This is a genomic window from Acidovorax sp. GW101-11A03, from assembly GCF_059424825.1.
In genome coordinates, this window is the sequence record NZ_JBWKZU010000001.1 from 57481 (window position 1) to 82358 (window position 24878).

24 protein-coding genes and 1 riboswitch are annotated in these 24878 nt (G+C 66.8%); of the genes, 7 read left to right on the top strand and 17 right to left on the bottom strand.

All coding sequences use genetic code 11. The annotated features are described in order from the left end of the window. Positions 1-23: 23 nt before the first annotated feature. Positions 24-854, bottom strand: a complete 831-nt coding sequence (otnI, locus tag AC07Z7_RS00240) for a 2-oxo-tetronate isomerase (protein WP_494764914.1) — start codon at positions 852-854, stop codon at positions 24-26. 186 nt (positions 855-1040) lie between these two features. Between otnI and AC07Z7_RS00245 the strand changes: the two genes are divergently transcribed. Beyond that, positions 1041-1496 carry a MerR family transcriptional regulator gene (locus AC07Z7_RS00245; RefSeq protein ID WP_494764915.1) on the top strand — a complete coding sequence of 152 codons (456 nt, stop codon included), beginning with the start codon at positions 1041-1043 and terminating at the stop codon, positions 1494-1496. A 70-nt stretch (positions 1497-1566) separates the two neighbouring features. Further along, complete coding sequence (locus AC07Z7_RS00250; protein WP_494764916.1) at positions 1567-2235, top strand: NAD(P)H-dependent oxidoreductase; 669 nt, start codon at positions 1567-1569, stop codon at positions 2233-2235. Here AC07Z7_RS00250 and AC07Z7_RS00255 read toward each other — a convergent pair. From AC07Z7_RS00255 to AC07Z7_RS00270, 4 genes are all read right to left on the bottom strand, one after another. Further along, entirely contained in the window at positions 2195-3349 is a 1155-nt protein-coding gene (locus tag AC07Z7_RS00255; protein ID WP_494764917.1) for a glycerophosphodiester phosphodiesterase, read from the bottom strand. The two genes, AC07Z7_RS00250 and AC07Z7_RS00255, sit on opposite strands and share 41 nt — an antisense overlap. A 68-nt stretch (positions 3350-3417) precedes the next feature. Next, on the bottom strand, positions 3418-4002 hold the full coding sequence (metW, locus tag AC07Z7_RS00260) for a methionine biosynthesis protein MetW (protein WP_094289849.1): 585 nt from the start codon (positions 4000-4002) through the stop codon (positions 3418-3420). Next, on the bottom strand, positions 3999-5129 hold the full coding sequence (gene metX, locus AC07Z7_RS00265; RefSeq protein WP_494764918.1) for a homoserine O-succinyltransferase MetX: 1131 nt from the start codon (positions 5127-5129) through the stop codon (positions 3999-4001). Before metX ends, metW begins: the two co-directional genes overlap by 4 nt. A 138-nt stretch (positions 5130-5267) precedes the next feature. After that, the gene (locus AC07Z7_RS00270) at positions 5268-5837 is read right to left on the bottom strand and encodes a TMEM165/GDT1 family protein (RefSeq protein WP_094289853.1); all 570 of its coding nucleotides are present in this window, start codon (positions 5835-5837) and stop codon (positions 5268-5270) included. Between the two features lie 4 nt (positions 5838-5841). After that, a riboswitch (yybP-ykoY riboswitch) is annotated at positions 5842-6034 on the bottom strand. A 245-nt stretch (positions 6035-6279) separates the two neighbouring features. Here AC07Z7_RS00270 and rbp (AC07Z7_RS00275) point away from each other — a divergent pair. Together rbp (AC07Z7_RS00275) and rbp (AC07Z7_RS00280) are read left to right on the top strand one after the other, a co-directional pair. Beyond that, positions 6280-6684 carry an RNA-binding regulator gene (gene rbp, locus AC07Z7_RS00275; RefSeq protein ID WP_252657930.1) on the top strand — a complete coding sequence of 135 codons (405 nt, stop codon included), beginning with the start codon at positions 6280-6282 and terminating at the stop codon, positions 6682-6684. 350 nt (positions 6685-7034) lie between these two features. Then, positions 7035-7550: an RNA-binding regulator gene (gene rbp / locus AC07Z7_RS00280; protein WP_494764919.1), complete on the top strand. Its 516-nt coding sequence runs from the start codon at positions 7035-7037 to the stop codon at positions 7548-7550. Positions 7551-7730: 180 nt separating this feature from the next. Here rbp (AC07Z7_RS00280) and AC07Z7_RS00285 read toward each other — a convergent pair whose 3' ends face one another. The 4 genes from AC07Z7_RS00285 to AC07Z7_RS00300 all read right to left on the bottom strand — a co-directional run bounded on the left by AC07Z7_RS00285 (position 7731) and on the right by AC07Z7_RS00300 (position 10861). After that, a complete protein-coding gene (locus AC07Z7_RS00285) occupies positions 7731-8507 on the bottom strand; it encodes an SDR family oxidoreductase (protein ID WP_494764920.1) in 777 nt (258 codons plus the stop codon). A gap of 166 nt (positions 8508-8673) precedes the next feature. Beyond that, positions 8674-9291 (bottom strand): LPS export ABC transporter periplasmic protein LptC, encoded by a 618-nt coding sequence (lptC, locus tag AC07Z7_RS00290; RefSeq protein ID WP_094289859.1) that lies wholly within the window; start codon positions 9289-9291, stop codon positions 8674-8676. After that, entirely contained in the window at positions 9288-9857 is a 570-nt protein-coding gene (locus tag AC07Z7_RS00295) for a KdsC family phosphatase (RefSeq protein ID WP_205734132.1), read from the bottom strand. The genes lptC and AC07Z7_RS00295 overlap by 4 nt, the downstream gene beginning before the upstream one ends. 2 nt (positions 9858-9859) lie before the next feature. Beyond that, complete coding sequence (locus tag AC07Z7_RS00300; RefSeq protein WP_494764921.1) at positions 9860-10861, bottom strand: KpsF/GutQ family sugar-phosphate isomerase; 1002 nt, start codon at positions 10859-10861, stop codon at positions 9860-9862. Positions 10862-10985: 124 nt separating this feature from the next. Between AC07Z7_RS00300 and AC07Z7_RS00305 the strand changes: the two genes are divergently transcribed. Further along, positions 10986-12971: a monovalent cation:proton antiporter-2 (CPA2) family protein gene (locus tag AC07Z7_RS00305; protein ID WP_094290198.1), complete on the top strand. Its 1986-nt coding sequence runs from the start codon at positions 10986-10988 to the stop codon at positions 12969-12971. A gap of 122 nt (positions 12972-13093) precedes the next feature. Here AC07Z7_RS00305 and AC07Z7_RS00310 read toward each other — a convergent pair whose 3' ends face one another. After that, complete coding sequence (locus tag AC07Z7_RS00310) at positions 13094-16153, bottom strand: EAL domain-containing protein (RefSeq protein ID WP_494764922.1); 3060 nt, start codon at positions 16151-16153, stop codon at positions 13094-13096. 202 nt (positions 16154-16355) lie between these two features. On the opposite strand from AC07Z7_RS00310, the gene AC07Z7_RS00315 reads away from it, so the two are divergent. Beyond that, complete coding sequence (locus AC07Z7_RS00315; protein WP_094289865.1) at positions 16356-16910, top strand: adenine phosphoribosyltransferase; 555 nt, start codon at positions 16356-16358, stop codon at positions 16908-16910. A gap of 121 nt (positions 16911-17031) precedes the next feature. Here AC07Z7_RS00315 and AC07Z7_RS00320 read toward each other — a convergent pair whose 3' ends face one another. From AC07Z7_RS00320 to rpmH, 7 genes are all read right to left on the bottom strand, one after another. After that, on the bottom strand, positions 17032-17970 hold the full coding sequence (locus AC07Z7_RS00320) for a hypothetical protein (protein WP_494764923.1): 939 nt from the start codon (positions 17968-17970) through the stop codon (positions 17032-17034). Positions 17971-18081: 111 nt separating this feature from the next. Beyond that, a complete protein-coding gene (locus tag AC07Z7_RS00325) occupies positions 18082-18573 on the bottom strand; it encodes a Crp/Fnr family transcriptional regulator (protein WP_063461441.1) in 492 nt (163 codons plus the stop codon). A gap of 107 nt (positions 18574-18680) precedes the next feature. Further along, positions 18681-20117 carry a tRNA uridine-5-carboxymethylaminomethyl(34) synthesis GTPase MnmE gene (gene mnmE, locus AC07Z7_RS00330; protein ID WP_494764924.1) on the bottom strand — a complete coding sequence of 479 codons (1437 nt, stop codon included), beginning with the start codon at positions 20115-20117 and terminating at the stop codon, positions 18681-18683. A gap of 92 nt (positions 20118-20209) precedes the next feature. Then, entirely contained in the window at positions 20210-21922 is a 1713-nt protein-coding gene (yidC, locus tag AC07Z7_RS00335; RefSeq protein ID WP_094289871.1) for a membrane protein insertase YidC, read from the bottom strand. Then, positions 21919-22218 carry a membrane protein insertion efficiency factor YidD gene (gene yidD, locus AC07Z7_RS00340; RefSeq protein ID WP_094290199.1) on the bottom strand — a complete coding sequence of 100 codons (300 nt, stop codon included), beginning with the start codon at positions 22216-22218 and terminating at the stop codon, positions 21919-21921. Before yidD ends, yidC begins: the two co-directional genes overlap by 4 nt. Further along, positions 22218-22736 carry a ribonuclease P protein component gene (locus AC07Z7_RS00345; RefSeq protein ID WP_252659956.1) on the bottom strand — a complete coding sequence of 173 codons (519 nt, stop codon included), beginning with the start codon at positions 22734-22736 and terminating at the stop codon, positions 22218-22220. The genes yidD and AC07Z7_RS00345 overlap by 1 nt, the downstream gene beginning before the upstream one ends. A gap of 73 nt (positions 22737-22809) precedes the next feature. Then, on the bottom strand, positions 22810-22944 hold the full coding sequence (gene rpmH, locus AC07Z7_RS00350) for a 50S ribosomal protein L34 (RefSeq protein WP_005798102.1): 135 nt from the start codon (positions 22942-22944) through the stop codon (positions 22810-22812). 408 nt (positions 22945-23352) lie between these two features. Here rpmH and dnaA point away from each other — a divergent pair, with 408 nt between their 5' ends. Next, positions 23353-24777, top strand: a complete 1425-nt coding sequence (gene dnaA / locus AC07Z7_RS00355; protein WP_252659957.1) for a chromosomal replication initiator protein DnaA — start codon at positions 23353-23355, stop codon at positions 24775-24777. The last annotated feature ends 101 nt before the right edge of the window (positions 24778-24878 follow it).

The window sequence follows — 24878 nt, forward strand, 5'->3', positions numbered from 1 at the left end:
CTGGAGGCGCGGAGCGATTGCGCTTAGGCGCTCACTGCTGACACCATCAGTGCCCGATCCCGCCAGCCCAGGCCTTCGGACGTGCCGGCCGCCGGGCGGTATTCACACCCCACCCAGCCGCGGTAGCCCAGCGCGTCCAGCGTCTCGAACAGGAACGGGTAGTGCAGCTCGCCCCGGTCGGGTTCGTGGCGGCCGGGCACGCCTGCGATCTGGACATGCGCCACGCGGCCCGTGGGCAGGTAGCGCTGCAGCTTGGTGGCCACGTCGCCCTCCACGATCTGGCAGTGGTACAGGTCCATCAGCACCTGGAGGTTGTCGGCCTGCACGGCGTCGAGCAGTTCGTGCGCGTGGTCCTGGCGGTTCAAGAAATAGCGCGGCACGTCGCGCAGGTTGATGGGTTCGATCAGCACCTTGCGCCCGGCGTGCGCGGCCTCGGCCGCCGCCCAGCGCAGGTTGCCCGTGCACAGGTCCTTGAGGGATTCACGCTCCACCCCCGGCGGCACGATGCCCGAAAGCACATGGATGTGCGGGCAGTCCAGCGCCTCGGCATAGCGCAGCGCCTGGTGCACGCCCGCGCGGAACTCGGCCTCGCGCCCGGGCAGCGCGGCCGTGCCCCGCGCACCTTGCTCCCAGGCCGTGGCCATGGCGGCGCGGTCGGCGCCACCGGCGGGCGCGTTCATCAGCACCAGCTGCAGGCCATGGTCCGCCAGCCGTGCGGCCAGCTCGGTGGGCGCGAACGCGTAGGGGAACTGGCATTCCACCGCTGTGAACCGGTCGCGCGCGGCGGCGGCAAAACGGTCCAAGAAGGGCAGCTCGGGGTACATGAGGCTCAGGTTGGCGGCGAACTGGGGCATGGCAGGCGGGGGCGCAAGACAACAAGGAACGCAAGGAGAACGCGGCAGCTTATCCTGCACGGCACGCACGCCCTCGCACACCACACCCAAGGTGCAAGCAAAAAAGGCCTTCTGCGCGCGATGGATAAGCCTTTGTAGCTACATATTTAATAGCATTACACTCAACCCACAAAACGCCCGCCCACCATGCGCATCGGAGAACTCGCCCGCCGCACCGGCACCACGCCCAAGGCCATCCGCCTGTACGAAGCACGCGGCCTGATGGGCGCTGTGGCGCGTGCGGGCAGCTACCGCCACTATGGCGAGGCCGATGTGGCGCGTGTGCTGCTGATCCGCCAGGCCCAGGCGCTGGGTTTTCGGCTGGCGGAGCTGGACGGCCTGCCCCACATCGACACCACCGCGGGCTGGGAGCGCATGGCCCAGCTGGTAGCCCAGCGCCGCGCCGCCGTGGCCCAGGAGCTGACCCGCCTGGCTGCGCTGGACGCCCAGCTGGCCGTGCTGGAAGCCGAGCTGCATACCTGCGACACGCTGGCCGTACCCGCCACGCCCCAGGCCTGCGTGGCGCCCAGCGCGTTGGTGGAGCAGCCGCCATCTGCACATTCCGCACGTCGTTCGACACCACATCGGCATCTTTTGACCTGACCGCTTGACTCTGCCCCGTGGGGCAAGGTGAGCATGCCTCCATCAACAACTTCTGTGTGATGGAGATTCCGTGGCAAAACAACACATCCTGGTCATCCTGGGCCACCCCGCCGCCGACAGCCTGTGCGCGGGCATGGCACACGCCTATGCCGAGGGCGCGCGCCAGGCGGGCGCCGACGTGCGCTTTCTGGACCTGGGGCAGCTCGCGTTCAACCCGCTGTTCCAGGGCTATGGCGCGGCGCAGCCGCTGGAGCCCGACCTGCTGGCCGCGCAGGCCGACATCAGCTGGGCGGACCACCTGGTGTGGGTCTACCCCATCTGGTGGGGCGCCATGCCCGCGCTGCTCAAGGGTTTCATCGACCGCGTGCTGCTGCCGGGGTACGCGTTCAAGTACCGCCAGGGTTCGTCGCTGTGGGACAAGCTGCTGGCCGGGCGCTCGGCCGAGCTGCTGGTGACCATGGACTCGCCGCCCTGGTACTTCCGCTGGGTCACGCGCATGCCGGGCCACCACCAGATGAAGAAGGCCATCCTGGAGTTCTGCGGCATCCGGCCCGTGCGGGTGCACAGCTTTGGGCCAGTGCGCAGCGCCAGCACCGAGCGGCTGGCGCAGTGGGTGAACGCCGCGCGCCAGCTGGGCAACCGGCAGGCCCGGCGCGGGCCACCGGACCGCAGCGCACGGCCGGTGGTGTCGCCCTCGGCTACGGCTTCGGCAACAACGACACCTTCGACGCCGACGTGAAGGCCGACACCGCCGCGCGGCCCACGGCCGGGTCGTCGGTGAAGAACCCGTCGATGCCTGCACGCAGGTAGGCCGTGATCTCGGCCACGCTGTCGCCGCGCACCGTGCCGTCGGCGGCGGGTGCCTTTTTCAGCCCGGCGGGCAGGAAGGCGTTTTCGGGCCGCAGCGTCCAGATATGCACGCCCAGGCCTTCGGCACGGGCGCGCGCCACCAGCGGGGTGGGTTCGCCCGGCACGCCGTCCTTGACCGGCACCACCAGCGTCTTGAACGGACCAATGGCATTGGCATAGGTGGCCACCTGCTTCAGGCCTTCGGGCGTGACCAGGTCGGCATAGGCGCGCGTGTTGGCCGCGCCCTGGGCCACAAAGTCATAGGGCCGGCCCGAGGGCGCCACCAGCTGCACCAGGCGCACGCTGCTGAGCTTGCGGATCGCCTGCAGGTTGCTGACCTCGAACGACTGCACGAACACAGGCGCGTCCTTGTGGTTCCAGCCGTTCTTCTCCAGCACGGCCAGCAGCGGCGCCTCCAGCGGCAGGCCGATGGACTGGAAGTAGGTGGGGTGTTTGGTCTCGGGGTAGATGCCGATGGTGCGGCCCACCTTCGCGCTCTGGGCCTTGGCCAGGTCGATCACCTCCTGCAGCGTGGGCACCTCGAACTGGCCGTTGTAGGCCACGTTGGCCGGGCGCTGCGCGGGGATGCGCTCGCGGGCGCGCAGGGTCTTGAGTTCGGCCAGCGTGAAGTCTTCGGTGAACCAGCCGGTGATGGCCTGGCCGTCGATGGTCTTGGTGGTCTTGCGGCCCGCGAACTCGGGGCGGTCCACCACGTCGGTGGTGGCTTCTTTCACCGAGCCGTCGGCGTTCAGGATGGCGATCGCGTTCTCGTGCCGGGCCACCAACACGCCGTCCTTGGTGATCACCAGGTCGGGCTCGATGATGTCGGCGCCATCGTCAATGGCCTTCTGGTACGCGGCCAGCGTGTGCTCGGGCCGCAGGGCCGAAGCGCCCCGGTGGGCAATGACGGTGGGGGTGGGCGGCCAGGCCTGGGCCACGGCGCCCAGCGCCCAGGTGGTGAGCAGCGCGGCAGCGGTTACGGCGCGCAGTGCAATGCGTTTCATGCGGATCTCCTCTAAACGGAGCCCGCACCTTAGCCGATGCGGTTGACAGCGGCGTGTCGCGCCGAAGCCTAAGCGTGCTCGAAGTGGAACACCGCCGTGCCCGCGCGCGCGTTGGGCAGCCACCGCACTTCTTCGCCATCCTGCAGCCCGAAGGAGTCCAGGATGCGCAGGCTGTTCTTGGTGGCCAGCACTTCGAAGTCCTTGTAGGTGCCCACGCGGATGTTGGGCGTGTCGTACCACTGGTAGGGCAGGCGCCGCGTCACGGGCATGCGCCCGCGCAGGATGGACAGGCGGTTGGGCCAGTGCGCAAAGTTGGGGAAAGCCACCACGCCGGTGCGGCCCACGCGGGCTGTCTCACGCAGCATGGTTTCGGCATTGCGCAGGTGCTGCAGCGTGTCGATCTGCAGCACCACGTCAAAGCTGTTGTCGCCAAACATGGCGAGGCCTTCGTCGAGGTTGAGCTGGATCACATCGACGCCGCGCTGCACGCAGGCCAGCACGTTGGCATCGTCAATCTCCACGCCGTAGCCGCTGCAGCCTCTGCTGCGCTGCAGGTAGTCGAGCATGGCGCCGTTGCCACAACCCAGGTCGAGCACGCGCGAGCCGGGGGGCACCAGGCGCGCCAGGGCTTGCATCGCCGCTTTGTCCGTCATGCTTGCAACTCCTTGGCAATGCTATCGAAGTAAGAGCGCATTACGCCCATGTAGCGGGCGTCATCGAGCAAAAAGGCATCGTGCCCGTGGGGCGCGTCGATCTCGGCATAGCTCACGCGGCGGCGGTTGTCGAGCAGGGCCTTGACGATCTCGCGGCTGCGCTGGGGCGAGAAGCGCCAGTCGGTGGTGAAGCTCACGAGCAGAAACTTCGCCGTGGCGCGGGCCAGGGCGCGCGTGAGATTGCCACCGTGCTTGCGGGCCGGGTCGAAGTAGTCGAGCGCGCGCGTGATCAATAAATAGGTGTTGGCGTCAAAGTAGTCGCTGAACTTGTCGCCCTGGTAGCGCAGGTAGCTTTCGATCTGGAACTCAATATCTTGGGTGCTGTATTTCAGCTCCAGGCCTTCTCTGAGTTGACGCCCGAACTTCTCGTTCATCACGTCGTCGCTCAGGTACGTGATGTGGCCGATCATGCGCGCGATGCGCAGGCCGCGCTTGGGGATCACGCCGTGGCGGTAAAAGTGGCCGCCGTGGAAGTCCGGGTCGGTCACGATGGCGCGGCGGGCCACTTCGTTGAAGGCGATGTTCTCGGCTGTGAGGTTAGGGGCGCTGGCCACCACTACGGCGTGGCGCATGCGCTCGGGGTATTGCAACGTCCAACTCAATGCCTGCATGCCGCCCAGGCTGCCACCCAGCACGGCGGCCAGTTGCTGGATGCCCAGGCGGTCGAGCAGGCGGGCCTGGGCATTGACCCAGTCCTCCACCGTGACCACGGGGAAGTCCGCACCATAAACCTCGCCCGTATCGGGATGGTTGTGCATGGGGCCGGTGGAGCCAAAACAGGAGCCCAGGTTGTTCACGCCGACCACGAAGAATCGGTCGGTGTCCACAGGCTTGCCCGGGCCGATCATGTTGTCCCACCAGCCCTCGCTCTTCTCCTGCCCGGCATACACGCCCGCCACATGGTGAGAGGCGTTGAGGGCATGGCACACGAGCACGGCGTTGGAGCGGTCGGCATTGAGCGTGCCGTAGGTCTCGTAGGCCAGGTGGTAGTCGCGGATGGACGCTCCGCTTTGCAGCGGGAGCACCTCCGGAAAATGCATGGACTGGGGCGTGGCAAAAAACGACATAAAAAAACCCGGCGTCGCTAAAAACGAGGCCGGGCGGATGTGTCGGACGGGTCTTTAGCAGGATTTATAAAGCGCCCGCAAGCTGTGGCAAATCGGCGCGTCCGGCAAATATACCAAAAGCGCCTACCGCTGTGTCCGTCAGTTGCCCGTGGGCGCGAAGATCGCCAGCAACCCCAGCACCAGGAAGATCACCGCCGACACCACGTGCACCGCACGGATCGGCACGCGGCGCGTGATGCGCTCGCCCAGCCAGACCACGGGCGCGTTGGCGATCATCATGCCGAGCGTGGTGCCCGCCACCACCCACAGGTAGGCGTTGTACTGCGCGGCCAGCATGACGGTGGCGATCTGCGTCTTGTCGCCCATCTCGGCCAGGAAGAAAGCGACCACGGTGGTGCCAAACACGCCCCAGCGCGGCGAGCCATCGGCCTCGCCCTCGTCGAGCTTGTCGGGGATCAGCATCCAGATGGCCATCGCGATGAACGACGCGCCCAGGATCCAGCGCAGCACCTGCGGCCCCACGAAGGTGGTGACCCACGCGCCCACAGCCCCGGCCAGGCCGTGGTTGACCAGCGTGGCGACCAGGATGCCGAGCACGATGGGCCAGGGTTTGCGAAAGCGGGCGGCGAGCACCAGCGCCAGAAGCTGCGTCTTGTCGCCCATTTCGGCGAGCGCGACGATGGCGGTGGAGATAAAAAACGGTTCCATGTGGGGGTCCTATCCGGCCGGATGGGTGGAAAACGCATTGACTGCACCCCGACTCCGGCCATTTGGATCGGCATGCAGTCAATGGTCTCGCCCAGCTCAAAAACCGCATACGCCATAGGCCCACCGGGCCCAAGTTTGTTGACGCATGCCCCCGGCGCATTGCACAGCCGGGCGGGCTACTCCCCAAAGACCCGGCGATTTTACCCTATGGTTTGTCCGGAGATTGGCCTCAAAACCACGCAAATCGCCTGTTTTGAGGCATCCGGCCCAGAAATAAACACCCACACTGCCCATAAAGTGATTGATAATGGGTTCGCTTTTCTGCTTGCAGAGGGGCAGCTAACTTAGCGGTGATTGGTCAGTTTCGCGTCTTTGAAGTCGTCACAGGTTTGTTGATTGCGTCGGGCTCCATCGCGTTTTCATGTTTTTTCAGGAGTCCTTCATGGGCAACAAACTCTACGTGGGCAACCTGCCCTATTCCTTCCGCGACCAAGATCTGGAGCAAACCTTCAGCCAGTTCGGCTCCGTGGGCAGCGCCAAGGTCATGATGGAGCGCGACACCGGCCGTTCTAAGGGTTTCGGCTTTGTCGAAATGGGCAGCGATGCCGAAGCACAAGCCGCCATCCAAGGCGTGCATGGTCAAAATTTTGGCGGCCGTGACCTCGTGGTCAACGAAGCCCGTCCTATGGAGCCCCGCGCTCCCCGTAGCGGTGGCTTCGGTGGCGGCAATGGCGGCGGCGGTTACGGCGGTGGCCGTAGCGGTGGCGGCGGCTATGGTGGCGGCGGTTACGGCGGTGGCCGTGAAGGCGGCGGTGGCGGCTACGGCGGTGGCCGCGGCGGTTACTAAAAAGACCTTTTCTGCTGGCGCTCGCGTCTGCAGATGGCAAAACAAGGAGCCTTCGGGCTCCTTTTTTTATTGTTGAACCGTCCTGCGGAACAGTTCCTCCCCCGGGGTCGCAGGCCTGCGTGGAACTGGCGCCCGGGGGCATTTCCGGCGCCCGCGCAGCATGGGCGCCACAGCGCACATTGCCGCTTGCTTTTTCCACAAAAGTGTGGCGCATAATGGGTTGGCGGGGTGTTCCCGCTTTCCAAGTTTGCGGTGATCCGTCAGTTTCGCGCTGAGAGCGTCATTGAGATTAGCTGGCTGCGTTTTCGGGACTCCATCGCTTTATTCATGTGTTTTTGAGGAGTCCCTCGATGGGCAACAAACTCTACGTCGGCAACCTGCCGTACTCGGTGCGCGACAACGATCTGGAACAGGCTTTTGGCCAATTCGGCGCGGTCACCAGTGCCAAGGTCATGATGGAGCGCGACACAGGCCGTTCCAAGGGCTTTGGCTTTGTGGAAATGGGCAGCGACGCAGAAGCCCAGGCGGCCATCAATGGCATGAACGGCCAGCCTCTGGGCGGCCGCAGCATCGTGGTCAATGAAGCCCGTCCCATGGAGCCCCGCCCGCCCCGCAGCGGCGGTTTTGGCGGCGGTAGTGGTGGCTACGGCGGCGGTGGCCGCAGTGGCGGTGGTTACGGCGGTGGCCGTGAAGGCGGCGGTGGTGGCTACGGTGGCGGTGGCCGCGATGGCGGCGGCGGTTACGGTGGCGGCGGCCGTGGCGAAGGCGGTTTCCGCAGCCCCTACGGCTCCGGCTCGCGCAACGGCGGTGGCGGCGGTCGCAATGGTGGCGGCGGCTACGGCGGTGGCGGCAACGGCGGCTACTGAGTCTTCCACCATCCGGTTCTCTTGCAAAAAGCCCCTTCGGGGGCTTTTTTCATGCCGCGATGTGAAAGGCATTCAGTCCTGCCCAATCTGGGCGAAGCTGAGACGGCCCACCGCCTGCAAAGCTGGCGCTGCACCGGCCAGCGCTCCTGGGCAAGGGCCGCCGAGCAGCGCCTCAGGGTGCTACTCGTCTATCCGGCGTTTGCGCGGGCGCCCAGCCAGCACCTTGTCGAACACGACATTGGGCAGCAGGCGCAGCAGTTTGGCCACCACACCCATCTGCCAGGGGATGACCCGGTAGCTCACGCCCGCCGTGATGGCCCGGTAGGCGCGGTCGGCAAAATCCCCGGGCTGCATCAGGAAAGGCATGCCATAGCGGTTTTTCTGGGTGAGCGGCGTGTCGATGTAGCCCGGCGAAATGGTGACCACCCGCACCCCATGCGGGCGCATTTCGCCACGCAGGCTTTCGCAGTAGCTGATGACGGCCGCCTTGCTGGCGCAATAGGCGCCGTGCCCCGGCAGGCCCCGGATGCCCGCCACGCTCCCGATGCCCACCAGCGTGCCGCTGCCGCGCTGCACCATGCCGTCCACAAAGGGCTGGAAGGTGGCGGCCATGCCGATGTTGTTGGTGGCAAAGGTGCGCGCCATCACATCGATATCGCCGCGCACGGCCGTGTCCATGCCCACGCTGATGCCCGCATTGGCAATCACCACGTCGGGCCCCCCCTGGCGCGCCAGGCAGGCCTGGCCTGCGGCCACGATGCTGTCGGCCACTGCCACGTCAGCACTATAAATTTCATAGCTATCAGCACTTATCCCTTGGGCGGCAGCCCATGTTTTGACCTCTTCTGTGCGGCGCGCAGCCAGGGCCAGCCGGTATCCGGCCTGGTGAAAGCGCAGGGCCAGTGCCTGGCCAATGCCGCTGGACGCGCCGGTAATGAAAACAAGGGGGGTGGCCATCTCAGTTATCCGTTGTGCCGTGAATCACCCGCAGCGCGTGAAACTGGCGCGCACCATGCGCGGGCAGCCGCGCAAGGCGGGCCGCCGTGCTGGCTGCGTTCCCCGTCCCCTGGCGCGAAGCGCGTAGAAAGAAGGGGGAAGGCGCGAAGCGACTCAGGGGGTTGTCTCATTTCTTGCCCGGCAGGATCATGCCGCGCACGCGCCCGCGCAGTTGCAGCACCTGGTCGAGGTTGTCGTAGTCCATGCCATCGGCCGTGAAGCGGTCGTTGCCCCGCGTGAGGGTCACAGGCTGGTCCGACCGCACGCGCTCGGTGTTGGTGAAGGCATGCAGGAATTCGCCCCGGAACTCCATGCGCGGCTGCGCTGGCGCCCCGGGTTTGGCGGGCAGGGGCTCGCGGGTGACGATGGCGTTGCCAAACAGCTGCACCTCCGAGCCATCGGCATTGCTCAGGGCGCGATCGGCCGTGGCCACCGTGAGGCGGCCATCGGGGCCGATCGAGCGCATGCGGACCCGGTCGATCTCCAGCGTGTCCGTGTCGGGGTAGTGCCGCGCTTCAACGCCCTGCACCTCGCTCTGCAGGCGGCCCGTGGCGTCGAAGCTCTTCACCGAAAAATTCTTCATGAAGTAGTCGGGCTGGTGCTTCACGGGGCGGTCGATGGCGGGCAATTGCGGCATGGGCGCATTGCGCACCAGCCACCAGGTGCCCAGGGCCAGCAGGCCCATCAGCAGCACGGGCAGGTAGATCGAGAGCTGGTCCCAGCCCTGGCGGATCACACGGATCATGCGGTGTAGTCCGCCAGCAGCGCGGCATAGCGGCCCGTGGCCACCAGCAGCAGGTCGCACAGCTCGCGCGCCGCGCCGTCGCCGCCGCGCGCCTGGGTGACGAAATGCGCGGCGTGGCGCACCTCGGTCTGGGCATTGGCGGGTGCGCAGGCAAAGGCGCTGCGGCGCATCACGGGCAGATCGGGCCAGTCGTCGCCCATGGCGGCGGCCTGGGCCCAGGTCAGGCCCAGGGCGGCCAGAATCTGCTCGGCGGCGGGGCGTTTGTCTTCGGTGCCGAACACCGCGTGCTCCACGCCCAAAGCCTTCAGGCGCACCCGCAGCGGCGCAGAGTCGCGCCCCGTGATCACGGCAGGCGTGATGCCCGCCTTTTGCAGCAGCTTGAGGCCGTGGCCGTCCAGGGTGTTGAAGCGCTTGATCGTCTCGCCCGCTTCGCTGAAGTACAGCCCGCCGTCGGTGAGCACGCCGTCCACGTCGAAAAAGGCCACGCGCACGCCCTGGGCGCGCAGCAGCAGCTCGGGGTCGATCTGCAGGACAGGGGAGGAAGAGGTCTGCGGGGACAGCGCCATCGTCAGATCACTTTCGCGCGCATCAAGTCGCCGATGTGCACCACGCCCACCAGGGCGCCCGCTGCGTCCACCACCAGCACGCTGGTGATGGCGTGGGCTTCCATCATTTCGGCAGCGTCCACAGCCAGGGCGTCGGGGGCAATCCGGCGCGGGTTGGCATGCATGACCTGGGCGGCGGTGGTGGACCGCAGGTCGGCCCCGGCCTCGATGCGGCGGCGCAGGTCGCCGTCGGTGAAGATGCCCAGCACCTGCCCGGCGGCATCGACGATGGCCGAGGCGCCCAGGCCCTTGGCGCTCATTTCGCGCATGAGGTCGCTGAACGAGGCATCGGGCGCCACACGCGGCACTTCGCTGCCCGAGCGCATCACGTCGCTCACATGGGTAAGCAGCTTGCGGCCCAGCGCACCGCCGGGGTGCGAGCGGGCAAAGTCTTCGGGGCGAAAGCCTCGGGCGTCCAGCAGGGCCACGGCCAGCGCGTCGCCCATGGCCAGCTGGGCTGTGGTGCTGGCGGTGGGGGCCAGGTTCAGGGGGCAGGCTTCGCGCTCCACGCTGCAGTCGAGCACCAGGTCGGCATAACGGGCCAACGTGGATTGCAGGCCGCCGGTCATGGCGATCAGCGGGGCACCCAGGCGCCGCAGCACGGGCAGGATGGCCGTGAGTTCGCCGCTTTCGCCGCTGTTGGAGATGGCCAGCACCAGGTCGTCGCCCGTGACCATGCCCAGGTCGCCATGGCTGGCTTCGGCAGGATGCACAAAAAAGGCGGGGGTGCCGGTGGATGCGAGCGTGGCAGCAATCTTGCGGCCCACATGGCCACTTTTGCCCATGCCCATCACCACCACGCGGCCCCGGGCCTGCAGCACCATGTGTACGGCCTGGGCAAACACGCTGTCGACGCGGGCTGCCAGTCCAGTCAGGGCCGCAGCCTCGATATCAAAGGTTTCGCGGGCCAGGCGCAGGGCCTGGTCGGCATCAAAAGGGGGCAGCGCGGCGGGGACGGGAGTCATCCGGGGATTCTATCGACCGGGCATGCCCGGCGGGCCCTGCCAACGGATGCCCTCTGGCACGGACCGTGCATCGCCTGCAGAAAACATCCTTGCTGGCACACAAGCCTCGGATAGCATCGAACCCATGTCTTCTCTTGCCCTCACCCTGCTTTACCTGCTGGCCGCGGTGCTGGGCGTGGTGACCTGCCGCAGCCTCAAGCTGCCGCCCATGCTGGGCTACCTGGCGGCCGGGGTGCTGATCGGGCCCCACGCGCTGGCGCTGGCGCAGAACTCCGAGGGCGTGCGCCACCTGGGCGAGTTTGGCGTGGTGTTCCTGATGTTCGCCATCGGGCTTGAATTCAGCCTGCCCAAGCTGCGCGCCATGCGCAAACAGGTATTTGGCCTGGGGCTGATGCAGGTGGTGCTGACCATGGTGGTGCTGACGGTGCTGGCCCTGGTGCTGTCGCGCTGGGCGGGCGGGGTGTGGGACATGGGCTGGCAGACGGCGCTGGCGCTGTCGGGTGTGATGGCCATGAGCAGCACGGCGATTGTGGTCAAGCTCATGGCCGAACGGGCCGAGCTGGAGAGCGAACATGGCCGCCGCGTGATGGGCATCCTGCTGTTCCAGGACCTGGCCGTGGTGCCGCTGCTGGTGCTGATTCCGGCCCTCGGATCTTCGCCAGATCAACTGCTGACCTCCCTGGGCTGGGCACTGATCAAGGCCACGGTGCTGGTGGGCCTGCTGCTCACGGGCGGGCAGCGGCTGATGCGCTGGTGGCTCACGCTGGTGGCGCGGCGCAAGAGCGACGAGCTGTTCATGCTCAACCTGCTGCTGATCACGCTGGGGCTGGCCTGGCTGACCGAGGTGGCGGGCCTGAGCCTCGCGCTGGGCGCCTTCATCGCCGGGGTGCTGGTGTCCGAGACGGAGTACAAGCACCAGGTGGGCACGGACATCCGGCCCTTCCACGACGTGCTGCTGGGCCTGTTTTTCATCACCATCGGCATGATGCTGGACTGGCACATCCTGGTGGACCGGTGGGCGCTGGTGCTGGCGCTGCTGGTGGTGCCGCTGCTGCTCAAGCTGGGGATCATCCTGGTGCTCGCGCGCGGCATGGGCGCCACCACGGGCGTGGCGCTGCGCACGGGGCTGTACCTGGCGCAGGCGGGCGAGTTCGGCTTTGTGCTGCTGTCGCTCACGCAGGGCAACGGGCTGGTGCAACCCGCACTGATGAACCCCATCCTCGCGGCCATGGTGCTGTCGATGCTGGCCACGCCCTTCCTCATCATGTACAGCAACCGCATCGTGATGAAGCTGGTGGCCAGCGACTGGCTGCAGCAGTCGCTGCAGATGACGTCGATTGCGCGCAAGTCCATCAACACCAGCAAACACGTGATCATCTGCGGCTACGGCCGCTGCGGCCAGAACCTGGCGCGCATGCTGGAGCATGAGGGCATCCCCTATATGGCGCTGGACCTGGACCCGGACCGTGTGCGCCAGGCCGCCGCCGCCGGGGATTCGGTGGTCTACGGCGATGCGACCCGCCTGCAGGCGCTGATGGCCGCCGGCCTGGTGCGCGCCAGCGCCGTGGCCGTGACCTACATCGACGTGCCCGCCGCGCTGAAGGTGCTGGCCAATGCGCGCTCGCACGCGCCGCAGGTGCCGGTGGTGGTGCGCACGCAGGACGACGCCCACCTCGACAAACTGCAGGAAGCCGGTGCGACCGAGGTGGTGCCCGAGGCGATTGAAGGATCGCTGATGCTGGCCAGCCATGCCCTGGCCCTGGTGGGCGTGCCCATGCGCCGCGTGCTGCGGCTGGTGCAGGACCAGCGCGATGCGCGCTACAACCTGCTGCGCGGCTACTTCCACGGCGCGGACGATGACACGGTGAACGAGCGCGACCAGGAGCGCCTGTCCACCCTGAACCTGCCCCCCGGCGCCACCGCCCTGGGCCACAGCCTGGGCCAGCTGGCCCTGCCCGCGATGGGCGTGCGCGTGGTCAACCTGCGGCGCGGCAACGGCCACATGAGTGCCGCCGTGGACGAGGCCCTGCTGGCCGAGGGCGACACGCTGGTGCTGTCGGGGCACCCGGCGGCGCTGGCGCTGGCAGAAGACAAACTGCTCCGAGGGTGACCCCCTAGGCGGCTGCGCAACAGCGAGGGCTGCGCCAGTGGCAGAAAAGGTGCCGAACTTTGATTAAAAATCGGCCTTACCGCGTGTCTATCCTGCCTTTATAGCTATATATTTAATAGCAATCAAAGCAGAACAACAGGCCCGGGCCGCCCGAACAGGTAGCCCTGGAAGCGCTGGCAGCCGTTGCGCAGCAAGAACGCGCGCTGGCCTTCGGTTTCCACGCCCTCGGCCACCACGTCCAGGGCCAGACTGTGGGCCAGGGTGATGATGGTGCAGGCGATGGCGGCGTCGTTGGGGTCGGTGAGCACGTCGCGCACAAAGCTCTGGTCGATCTTGAGCTGATCCAGCGGCAGGCGCTTGAGGTAGCTCAGCGACGAGTAGCCCGTGCCAAAGTCATCCAGCGCAAACCCCACGCCCAGCGTGCGCAGGGCCTGCATCTTGAGGATGCTGTCCTCCACGTCGTGCAGCAGCAGGCTTTCGGTGAGTTCCAGCTTGAGCCGCCGCGCATCCGCGCCCGAATCGCGCAGCACGGCCAGCACGTCCTGCACAAACTCGCTCTGGCGGAACTCCTGCGCGCTCACGTTCACGGACAGGGTCCAGCTGGCCCTCGCGGGGTCGGCCGCCCACAGCGCAAGCTGGTGGCAGGCCATGGCCAGCACCTGCCGACCCAGGGGCAGGATGAGGCCGGTCTGCTCGGCCAGCGGGATGAACTCGGCGGGCGGCACCATGCCGCGCTGCGGGTGGTTCCAGCGCACCAGGGCCTCGGCGCCCAACAGCTGGCCGGTGGCGTCCACCACCGGCTGATAATGCAGGAGGAACTCGGCGCGCGCAAGCCCCAGGCGGATGTCGCCCTCCAGCGCCGAACGCGCGGACGCTGCTGCCTGCATGGCGGGATCGAAGAAACACAGCATGTTGCGCCCCTGGGCCTTGGCCTGGTACATGGCCAGGTCAGCGCGCTTGAGCAGCTCCTGCACCGGCTGCTGCGCGTCCCGAAACAGCGCGATGCCGATGCTGGGCGTGCTGTGCATCTCGCAGCCCTCGATCTGGTAGGGCTGGTTGAGCGCGGCCAGCACCTTCTGCGCCACGGCTTCGGCCTCGGCGGCGGCCTCGGCCTCTTCGGCATGCAGGCCCTCGATCACCACCACAAACTCGTCGCCCCCCAGGCGTGCCACGGTGTCGGTGGCGCGCACGCAGGCGCTCACGCGGGCGCCCACCTGCACCAGCAGCCGGTCGCCCCATTCGTGGCCCAGGGTGTCGTTGATGCCCTTGAAGTTGTCCAGGTCGAGGAACAGCAGGGCGCCGTGGCAGCCCTCGCGGGTGCTGGCGGCCACGGCGCGCTCCAGCCGGTCCATCAGCAGGCGCCGGTTGGGCAGGCCAGTGAGTTCGTCATAAAACGCCAGGCGCTGGATCTGCGCCTCGGCCAGCTTGCGTTCGGTGATGTCGCGCGCCACGCCCCGGTAGCCGGTGAAGCGGCCTTCGGCATCGAAGATGGGCTCGCCGCTGATCGACACCCAGATGGGCTGGCCGTCGTGGGTCACCCGCTGCATTTCGAAATCGTGGAACACCTGGTGCGCCTCCAGCACTGCGCGGTGGTCACGCCACTGGCCTTCGTCCACAAAGGTGTCGGGCAGCTCCCAGCGCGTGAGGCCGTAGTGCACCTCGTCGGGCACACCGGTTTTCTGCTGGGCATTGCCGTCCAGCCGCACAAAGCGGTACTGCGCGTCCTGCTCCCAATACCAGTCTGACGAGAGCTGCGTGAGGCTGCGCCAGCGCGCCTCGCTCAGGCGCAGGGCCTCCAGGGTGCTGAGGTAGTCGGTGACGTCGGTGAAAGTGCGCACCCGCCCGCCGGGCTCCAGCGCGCGGGTGCGCACCTCGATGTAGCGACCGCTGTGCGTGCGCCGCACGTACGAGTCGGGCATGGTGAGCTGCCCGCCATGCGCTGCATATTCCGAGGCCACGTAGTTGCGCGCCATGGGCTCGATGAGCTGGAACTGCGGGCCGAAGTCGCCCCGCTCGGTCTGGAAGCGCACCACATCCTCCACCTTGGGCTGGCTGGCCAGCAGGTCCTCGGGCAGGTCGAGCAGCTCCAGGTAGCGCCGGTTGTAGACGCGGATGCGCCCTTCGGCATCCACGTTGGTGATGCCCTGGGAGATGTTGGCGAGCGTGGCTTCCAGGGCCTGGGTTTTCTCGCCCAGCAGGTCGCTGGTGCGCAGCAGTTCGGCCTCGACCATGCTGCGGGCCAGCTCGGCGCGGCGTGCGGTCTCCAGCTGGCCCACGGTATTGAGCAGGGGCTGCAGAAACTGCACATCCGCCTGCGAGTAGCCCTCGGCGCGGTTGGCCAGGCCGACCATGGCCACCAGTTCGCCCGCCGCGTGGATGGGCAGGCCCAGGTAGGTGTGCAGCGTGGGGTGGCCCGGCGGGGTGCCTGCGGCGCGTGGGTCGTGGCAGGCGTCGTTGCTGATCACGGGCTCGCCGGACACCAGGGCCGCGCCCACCAGCGAGTGCAGGCTGTCAAACACCATGCCCTCCTCGGCGTGCTGCGCGTACAGCGCGCGGGAGGCGGCGTCCCAGCTGATGTCGGTCATGGCGTGCACCCGCAAGAAGGGGTGCCCGTCGGCCGCGCGCTGCACCTGGCCCACCAGGCCAAACGCGCTCTGGCTGAGCGACATCAGTTCTTCGAGCAAGGCCTCGAACGCCGCCCGGGGTCCGGAGCTGGCGATGAACATGGCCTGGGCGCGCGAGATGGCCTGCAGCAGCCGGTGCTGGCGCGCCAGCATGGCCTCGGCCGCCAGCCGCGCACGGTCGCTGGAGCTGCGTTCAAGCACCGCATCGATCTGCGCGGGCAATGTGAGCAGGTAGTCCAGGGCCGGGTCCTGCACGGCAAAGTCGTCAAAACCATGCCGCATGGCCTGCGCCGCATGGGTTTCGGCCCCCATGCGCACGATGATGATGGCGGGCACACCGGCCAGCAGCTGCAGCAAATCGAAGGCCGTGCCCCCCAGGGTGTTTTGGGCAGCCAACACGATGTCGGGCCGCCGATGCGGTTGCTGCAGGTGTTCACGCGCATGTGCCAGCGACGCACAGACCTCCACCTGCCAGCCGGACCAGGGGTCTGCCAAAGCGCCCGCCACCGCCTGGGCATGGGTGTGGTCGCTTTCAATCAGCAGGATGGAGATGGGCATGGGCCAATCTTCTGTGGGGGGCGCCGCCTGCAATGCAGCCGTGCCGTAGGGTGTAACAGCAGTGAAACATTATGGGGGCTGGCGGTGGCCCCGGGAGCGCATAAAAGCGCACGCAGGCGGCTGATTACACTTCAGCCCTTCGCGCGGAAAAGCCGTTGTTCGGCCCCCACACCTGCGCCCCTTGATCCCCTTCTCTTTTCCCATGCAGCCACTCAGCGTCAACGACTACCTCCGCCAGCACATCCGCACCGTGCCCGACTGGCCCGCAGCGGGCGTGCAGTTCCGCGACATTACGCCGCTGCTGCAGGACCCCAAGGTGTTCCGCGTGCTCATCGACGCCTTTGTGCACCGTTACATGGACAAGGCCCTGCGCCCCGATGTGGTGGCCGGGCTGGATGCGCGCGGCTTCATCCTGGGTGCGGTGGTGGCCTATGAACTCAACGTGGGCTTCGTGCCCATCCGCAAGAAGGGCAAGCTGCCCTTCACCACGGTCGAGGAGACCTACGAGCTGGAGTACGGCAGCGCCACCGTGGAGCTGCACACCGACGCCGTGAAGGCAGGCGACCGTGTGCTGCTGATCGACGACCTCATCGCCACCGGCGGCACCATGATGGCCGGTCGGCGCCTGCTGGAGAAGCTGGGCGCCACGGTGACCGAAGGCGCGGCCATCGTGGATCTGCCCGAGCTGGGCGGCTCGGAGCGCCTGCGCGCATCGGGCCTGCCGCTGTACACGCTGGTGGATTTTGCGGGGCACTGAATCACTTCCTGGCTGACGCACCAGGCGGGACCGCGCCGCAATCCCGGCCTGCAGCACCCGCCACAAGCAAAGAAGCCCTCCGCATGGAGGGCTTCTTTTGTTGGGAGGCCGCGCCTGGCGCTCAGCGCAGCTCGCCGTACTGGGTGCTGCTCAGGTCGGGCGATGGGCTGTCTGCCCCAGGCATTTCGGTGTCTTCAAACCCGGTGGGCTGCGCCGGAGGCAGCAGCGGGCCGGAGCGCACAGGCACGCCCGGCTTGGCAGCCGCTGCCGGGGCAGCCGTGGCGCCTGCGGCATTGGCCAGGGCGCGCTTGAAGGCAGCCACTTCGTCGGCCTCGATGGGTTCGAACCGGGGGGCTGGGCGCGGCTCGCCCACCGGCGCCGCCACAGGGGGCCTGGACGGCGCAGCGGCGACCAGGGGAGGGGCCGGGCGCTGGGGAGCTGCGGCGGCGGGTGCGGCCGTGGGTGCAGGCGCTGACGCTATGGGGAAGATGGGGTTGGCAGGTGCCACCACCGGGGCGGGCGCCGCCACGGGCGGCTTGCGCAGCGGTGCTGCGGCCACCGGCGCCGGTGGCACAGGCAGCGCCGCCCCCTGGGGCGCCACGCCTTTTTGGGGAATGCCCACGGCCACATGGTCGTTGATGCGCCAGTACACGGCCGTCACCAGGATGTCGTAGCGGGTCTTGGCGGTCTGGGCAATCAGCGCCTCGATCTCGGACAGGCGCACCGTCTCGCCGCCATATTCGCGCGCCAGGTCCATCATCACCAGGAACTGCCGGCCACGCTGGTCCAGCGACAGCACCTTGAACTTGTAGCTGGCCGACAGCACCCCGGCGCGCACCATGGCATCGCGCACCACGGTGTAGAGCAGCTCGCGGCGCTCCATGCGCTCGTTCTTGCGATTGGCCGCGTGTTCGGGGGGTAGGGGCTCGACCAGGGGTTTGCCCGAGCGGCCAGGGTGCAGCGGCACGGTGGCGTCGGCATTCAACAGACCCGACGGTTCTGCGGCTGGCCGGGGCTTGGGGGGGGCGGGTTTGCGGCTGAACCAGCTGAACAGGGACATGGCTTGCTTTCTTCGGATGGTGCCTGGACAAAATCCAAATCGAGTGTAACTTGCTGTACCCCTCGCACAGCCCCGAACAAGCCCGCAAATCCCGCGTCTGCGGGGCGCCTGTCAGGTCGCCGCAACGCGGCGGCGGCGGTTGCCCAGGCGCTTGGCCAGCACCGCCCCGGCAGCCATCGCCAGGCCCAGGGCTATGGCGGGCTGGCGGTTGGTGAGTTCGGTGAAGCGGATGGCCGTGAGGCTCCAGAGCTTGCAGGGCGCGCTGGCCTGCACGGTGGCGCTGCGCGCGCGGTGCGAGAAGAACGCTCCTTCGCCCACCACGGAGCCCGCGCCCACGATGGCCAGGCGCAGGCGTTCTTTTTCGTCCTGGTAGTGCACGCTCAGGCTGCCGCTCTCCACCAGGTACAGGGTGCGGTCGGTGGCCCCCTGGCTGAAAAGCACCTGCCCGGCGGGCAGCACCACGGGCAGCAAGTAGGACGAGAGCACCTCCCACTGCGCGGGGGAGAGGGGGTTGGTCATGCTGTCGTCAGCGGTGGTTTGCGCAATGGCGTCCAGCAAACCTTTGAGGTCAACCTTGATGGCAGCGGGGGTGGGGGCATTCATGATGCGTCGAAAGTACCGTTGTTACAGATCAGACACAAGCGCTGTTTACGTCCGTTTACAACATAAGCGACAGGCGGCGGCGCGGGCACCCTGGCCGGGCGCCAGAACTACTTGCCGATGCAGAAGCTGGAGAAGATCACGCCCAGCAGGTCGTCGGAGCTGAACTCGCCGGTGATGGCGCTCAGGGCGTTCTGGGCCAGGCGCAGCTCCTCGGCCAGCAGATCGAGGGCCGGGCCCTGGGCCTGCAGCTGGTCGGCGGCCTCCTGCAGGTGGACCGACACGGCGCGCAGCGCCTCGATGTGGCGCGCGCGCGCGATGTAGAGGCCTTCGGGCGCAGACTGCCAGCCCGCCACCTCCAGCAGGATGCGCCGCAGCCCGTCCAACCCCTCGCCCGTGCGCGCAGACAGCCACACGCCCCGCCGGGTTTCGGCGTGCCCGGCCACGCCTGCGGCGGCAGCCGCCGCCGGGGCGCGGTCCAGCTTGTTCCAGACATCGATCACCGGGATGGTTTGGGGCAGCTTTTGGGCCAGTGCGCGCGCTATTTCTGCCTCAGCAGCTATATATTCCATAGCATCCTGGCGCGACAGGTCGTGCAGGAACAACACCGCATCGGCACCCGCAATCTCGTCCCAGGCGCGGGCGATGCCGATGCGCTCCACCTCGTCCTCGCTGTCGCGCAGGCCCGCAGTGTCGATGATGTGCAGGGGCACACCCTCGATCTGGATGGTCTGCTGCACCTTGTCGCGCGTAGTGCCGGCAATGGGGGTGACGATGGCCAGCTCGGCCCCGGCCAGGGCATTGAGCAGCGAGCTTTTGCCCGCATTGGGCTGCCCGGCAATCACCACCTTGATGCCTTCGCGCAGCAACGCGCCCTGGCGCGCCCGCTGCAAGACCGAGGCCAGTGTTTGCTGCAAGTTCGATAGCTGCCCGTGCGCATCCGCCTTGCGCAGGAAGTCAATTTCTTCTTCAGGAAAGTCCAGCGTGGCCTCCACCAGCATGCGCAGGTGGATGAGCGCGTCGCGCAGTGTATGGATCTCGGCCGAGAACGCGCCCGTGAGCGAGCGGCTGGCGCTGCGGGCTGCGGCCTCGGTGCTCGCGTCGATCAGGTCGGCAATCGCCTCGGCCTGGGCCAGGTCGATCTTGTCGTTCAGGAAAGCCCGTTCGGTGAACTCGCCCGGCTGGGCCACGCGCAGGCCCGGCAGGCAGGGCTGGCCCGTGGCCTGGTCGGTGGCGGCACCTGCCTCCAGGCAGCGCGCCAGCAGCAGCTGCAGCACCACGGGGCCGCCGTGGGCCTGCAGCTCCAGCACGTCCTCGCCGGTGTAGCTGTGCGGGCCGGGGAAATACAGCGCCAGCCCCTGGTCGATGGCCTGGCCCTGCGCATCCCGAAACGGCAGGTAGGTCGCCTCGCGGGGCTTGAGGGTGCGGCCGCACAGCGCCTGCACCAGCGCTGCCAGCCCTTTGCCCGACACCCGCACGATACCGACGGCCCCGCGCCCGGGGGCAGTGGCGATGGCAACGATGGGGTCGTGGTGGCGGGCAAGCATGGGGCGACTGTACAGGGTGGGTGGGCAAGAAAAAGGCCGCTTGCGCGGCCTTTTTGGGTCAGTTCGGTGGTGTCAGCGTTGCCGCAGCACCATCACTTGAAACTGGGCAGATTGAACTGCGGTGGCACGCCCATGCGGGTGTTGATGATCCACTGCTGTGCAATCGACAGGATGTTGTTCGTCAGCCAGTACAGCACCAGACCGGCCGGGAAGAAGAAGAACATCACGCTGAAGATCAGCGGCATGAACCACATCATCTTGGCCTGCATCGGGTCGGGCGGTGCGGGGTTCAGGGCCGTCTGCAGCAGCGAGCTGAGCGTCATCAGCAGGGGCAGGATGAAGAACGGGTCGGGCGTGGACAGGTCATGGATCCAGCCGATCCAGGGCGCATTGCGCATCTCGACGCTGGACAGCAGCACCCAGTACAGCGCAATGAACACGGGGATCTGGATCATGATGGGGAAGCAGCCACCCATGGGGTTGACCTTTTCCTCGCGGTAGATGCGCATCATCTCCTGCTGCATCTGCTGCGGCTTGTCCTTGAGGCGCTCGCGCATCTCCATGATCTTGGGGTTGATGGCCTTCATCTTGGCCATGCTCGCGTAGGCCTTGGCGTTGAGCCAGTAGAACGCGATCTTGAGCAGCAGCACCAGGCCCACAATCGCCCAGCCCCAGTTGCCCAGCAGCTTGTGCAGCTGGTCCAGCAACCAGTACAGCGGCTTGGACAGGATGGTGAGCCAGCCGTAGTCCTTGACCAGTTCCAGGCCGGGGTAGAGCTTCTCCATCATGGTCTCGACCTGTGGGCCCGCAAACAGGCGCGCGTCCACGGTCTTGCTCGTGCCGGGCTCGATGGCGCCCAGGGAAGTCAGCATGCCCACCGAGTACAGGTTGGTGTCCACCTTGCGGGTGAACAGCTCGCGCTGGGTGCCGTCGGCCAGCAGCCAGGCGGCGGCAAAGTAATGCTGCACCATGGCCACATAACCATTGGGCGAATCGCGGGGGATATCGACCTTGCCGTTCTCGATGTCCTTGAACTCGATCTTCTGGTACTTCTTGGCGTCGGTGTACACGGCCGGGCCGGTGAAGGTGGAGTAGAACGACGACTCGCCCGGAGGCTTGTTGCCATCACGCACCAGCTGCAGGTACAGCTGGGGCGACACGGCAGCGCTGCCGGTGTTGACGATGTCGTGCTTGACGGCGATGTCATAGGCGCCGCGCTTGATGGTCCAGGTCTTGACCAGCTTCACGCCACCCTGGTCGGGCGATTCGAAGCGGATGCTCAGCTCGTCCTGCCCATCCTTGAGTTCGCGCGGGCCGGGCACGGCGGTCATCACGGTCTTGTGCGTGGGGAAATTGCCACCGATCAGGCCGGTCTGCGCCACGTAGACACGCTGGGCGCTTTCGTCCAGCAGCAGGAAGTTGCGGTTCTTGTCGGTCAGGTCGGCGTGCTTGAGCAGTTCGGCATGGGTGAGCGAGCCGCCTTCGCTGTCGAAGGTGAGGCGGTACAGGTCGGTCTTGACCTCGATGCGCTCACGCGCGGCTGCGGGTGCAGTGGCCGCTGCGGGCTGGCCCGGGACGGCCGCAGCGCCCTGGACAGCAGCCGCTGCCACGGGCGCAGAGGACACAGGGACGCTGGCCGCGCCCGTGGCACCGGACGCTGCACCTGCAGCGGCAGGCGCGGTCACGGCCGGGGTGGTAGGGAAAAACGTGGCCTTGTTGCCGTTGTGCAGTTGCCACTTGTCCCACAGCAGAACCATGGAAAAGCCAAAAATCACCCACAGGATGGTGCGGCGAATGTCGTTCATGAAGACTTCTTTGGTGAGGGTGGTTGGGTGGTGGTGGAGGATTGTTGCAGCCGCGAAAAAAGCCTCATGCCGCGCGGCAGTTCTCGGGGGACCGGATCGTGGCCCCCATCACACCAGGGGTGGCAGCGTACCAGCCTGCGCACCGTGAGATAGCTGCCTGCCGCCGCGCCATGCCATTCCAGCGCTTGCAGTGAATAGGCCGAACAGGTGGGCTCGAACCGGCAGGCCGACCCCAGCCAGGGGCTGAGGAAAAACCGGTAGCCCTTGACCAAGCCCATCAGCAGGCGCTGCATGATCATGGCGCCACCTCGTGGGCAGGCCGGACCTGCGGGACAGGCGCCTGAGCGGGCACTGCAGCCCCGCCACCCGCACGCCGGGCGGCATGGCCAAACAGCTGCAGCAGCTCTGCACGCACGGCCTGCTTGAGCTGGTCGGACGTGGCGCTCACAAACTGTTTGCGGTCAAACGCCGTGCGCAGCCGCACCACATGGGCTGCCTGGGGCAGGCGCGCTTCAAACGCCGCGCCCACGGTGTAGATCTGCCGCTTGATGGTGTTGCGTGTCACGGCACGGCGCGCCCAGCGCTTGGGCACCATGGCACCCAGCCAGACATCCGGCACGGCAAACAGGGCCTGCGGCCCTTGCGTTGATGGCAAGGAACCGGGCCCTGTGGGTGCAGCACTGGCGGGGGGGTTGGCAGCAGCGCTGCCAGCCGCATCCAGCACCAGACGGTGCAGCGCAAAATGCGCTGTGCGGGAGACTGTGCCCCCAGCCATGGCGGCCTGGAACTGCGGACGGGTTTTTAGCCGTTGCATGCAGGCACCCCGTTTGGAACCTGACGGTACAAACCGGGGGCAGGCGGGGAGCAGACCGTAGACCGGGACGGCCTTAGACGGCCAGGCGCTTGCGGCCCTTGGCGCGGCGTGCGTTGATAACGGCACGGCCGCCGCGGGTCTTCATGCGGACGAGGAAACCGTGGGTGCGCGCGCGGCGCGTCTTGGAGGGCTGGTAAGTACGTTTCATGGTGCTATTCCTTGAGGTTCAGTTCCGGACTGCTGCTCTTGAACCCCTGCCTTGCCCAGCTGAAAACCAGCCAAACAGAAGCAGAAATAACGGCGCGCCGGGTCAAATCACCCTGAACACATTCAGGGAAACCCAAAATTATCGCAGGCTTGTGGCCCTCTGGCAATGCCTTTCGGCTGGCAGGCCTATCCGCAAGCCGCCCGGCGGAGCCAACACAGCTCCTTTCGCCCCGCGCCAAGCGGGCCTTCGACGATCACCAGGTGCCCGTTTTGACACCCCAAGGATGCCAGTCCATCAACCCCGGAATCCCCCGATGACAGCAGCCACCAAAATGTGGATAACTCCTTGACAAGCTACAATCCGCCGCCCAGCACCGTTCCTCCTATCCACAACAAGAATTCCCGATAAATGACCGAGGAACCCACCCGCAGCGCCCAGCCATCCCCCGGAGCCGATGCCGGCCAAGGCCTGTGGCAAGCCTGCGTAGAACAACTGGCGCAAGACCTGCCGGAACAACAATTCAACACCTGGATCAAGCCCCTGGTCGCCCAGGTGGCCGAGGATTTCTCCAAGGTCACCCTGCTGGTGGCCAACCGCTTCAAGCTGGACTGGATCCGTGCCCAGTACGCAGGCCGCATCGCCTCCCTGCTGGAGGGCCTGTACGGCCAGCCGGTCTCGCTGGAGTTAGCGCTCGCTCAGCGGGAATCCGTTACCCGTACTTATGTGCGCCCCGCGTCGCCCGAACCCTCCAGCGCCCCGGCACCGGCAGAATCCCCGGCCGCCAGCATCGACGAGGCCCCGGCCGGCGCCTTCCGTAACCGGCTGAATGCCGCGCTCACGTTCGAGACCCTGGTGGAGGGCACGGCCAACCGCATGGCCCGCTCGGCCGCCATGCACGTGGCGGGCATGCCCGGGCACCTGTACAACCCGTTGTTCATCTACGGCGGGGTGGGTCTGGGCAAGACCCACCTGATGCACGCTGTGGGTAACCGCCTGCTGCAGGACAAGCCCGACGCCAAAGTTCTCTACATCCATGCGGAGCAGTTCGTGTCGGATGTGGTTAAGGCCTACCAGCGCCGCACCTTCGACGAGTTCAAGGAACGCTACCACTCGCTGGACCTGCTGCTCATCGACGATGTGCAGTTCTTTGCCAACAAGGACCGCACGCAGGAAGAATTCTTCAATGCGTTCGAGGCCTTGCTGACCAAGAAGAGCCACATCGTGATGACGTCGGACACCTACCCCAAGGGCCTGACCAACATCCACGACCGCCTGGTGTCGCGCTTCGATTCGGGCCTGACGGTGGCGCTGGAACCGCCCGAGCTGGAAATGCGCGTGGCGATTCTGATCAACAAGGCCCGCGCCGAAGGCACCGAGATGCCCGAAGAGGTCGCCTTCTTCGTCGCCAAGAACGTGCGCTCCAACGTGCGCGAGTTGGAAGGCGCACTGCGCAAGATCCTGGCGTATTCGCGCTTCAACCAGAAGGAAATCTCGATCCAGCTCGCCCGCGAGGCGCTGCGTGATCTGCTGTCCATCCAGAACCGGCAGATTTCTGTGGAAAACATCCAGAAGACGGTGGCCGACTATTACAAGATCAAGGTCGCCGACATGTACAGCAAGAAGCGCCCGGCCAGCATTGCCCGCCCGCGACAGATTGCGATGTACCTGGCCAAGGAGCTGACGCAAAAGAGCCTTCCGGAGATCGGAGAATTGTTCGGCGGGCGCGACCACACCACGGTTTTGCACGCGGTGCGCAAGATTTCGGGCGAACGCCAGCAGCTGACCGAGCTGAACCAGCAGTTGCATGTGCTGGAGCAAACGCTCAAGGGCTGAACCTGCGTGATCGAGGTGCCCCAGAGAAAAGGCCCCTTTAAGGGGCAAAATGATGGGTTGTGCAGCAGGGGGAGGCACAACCCGTGCCGCTGTCCAAGCTC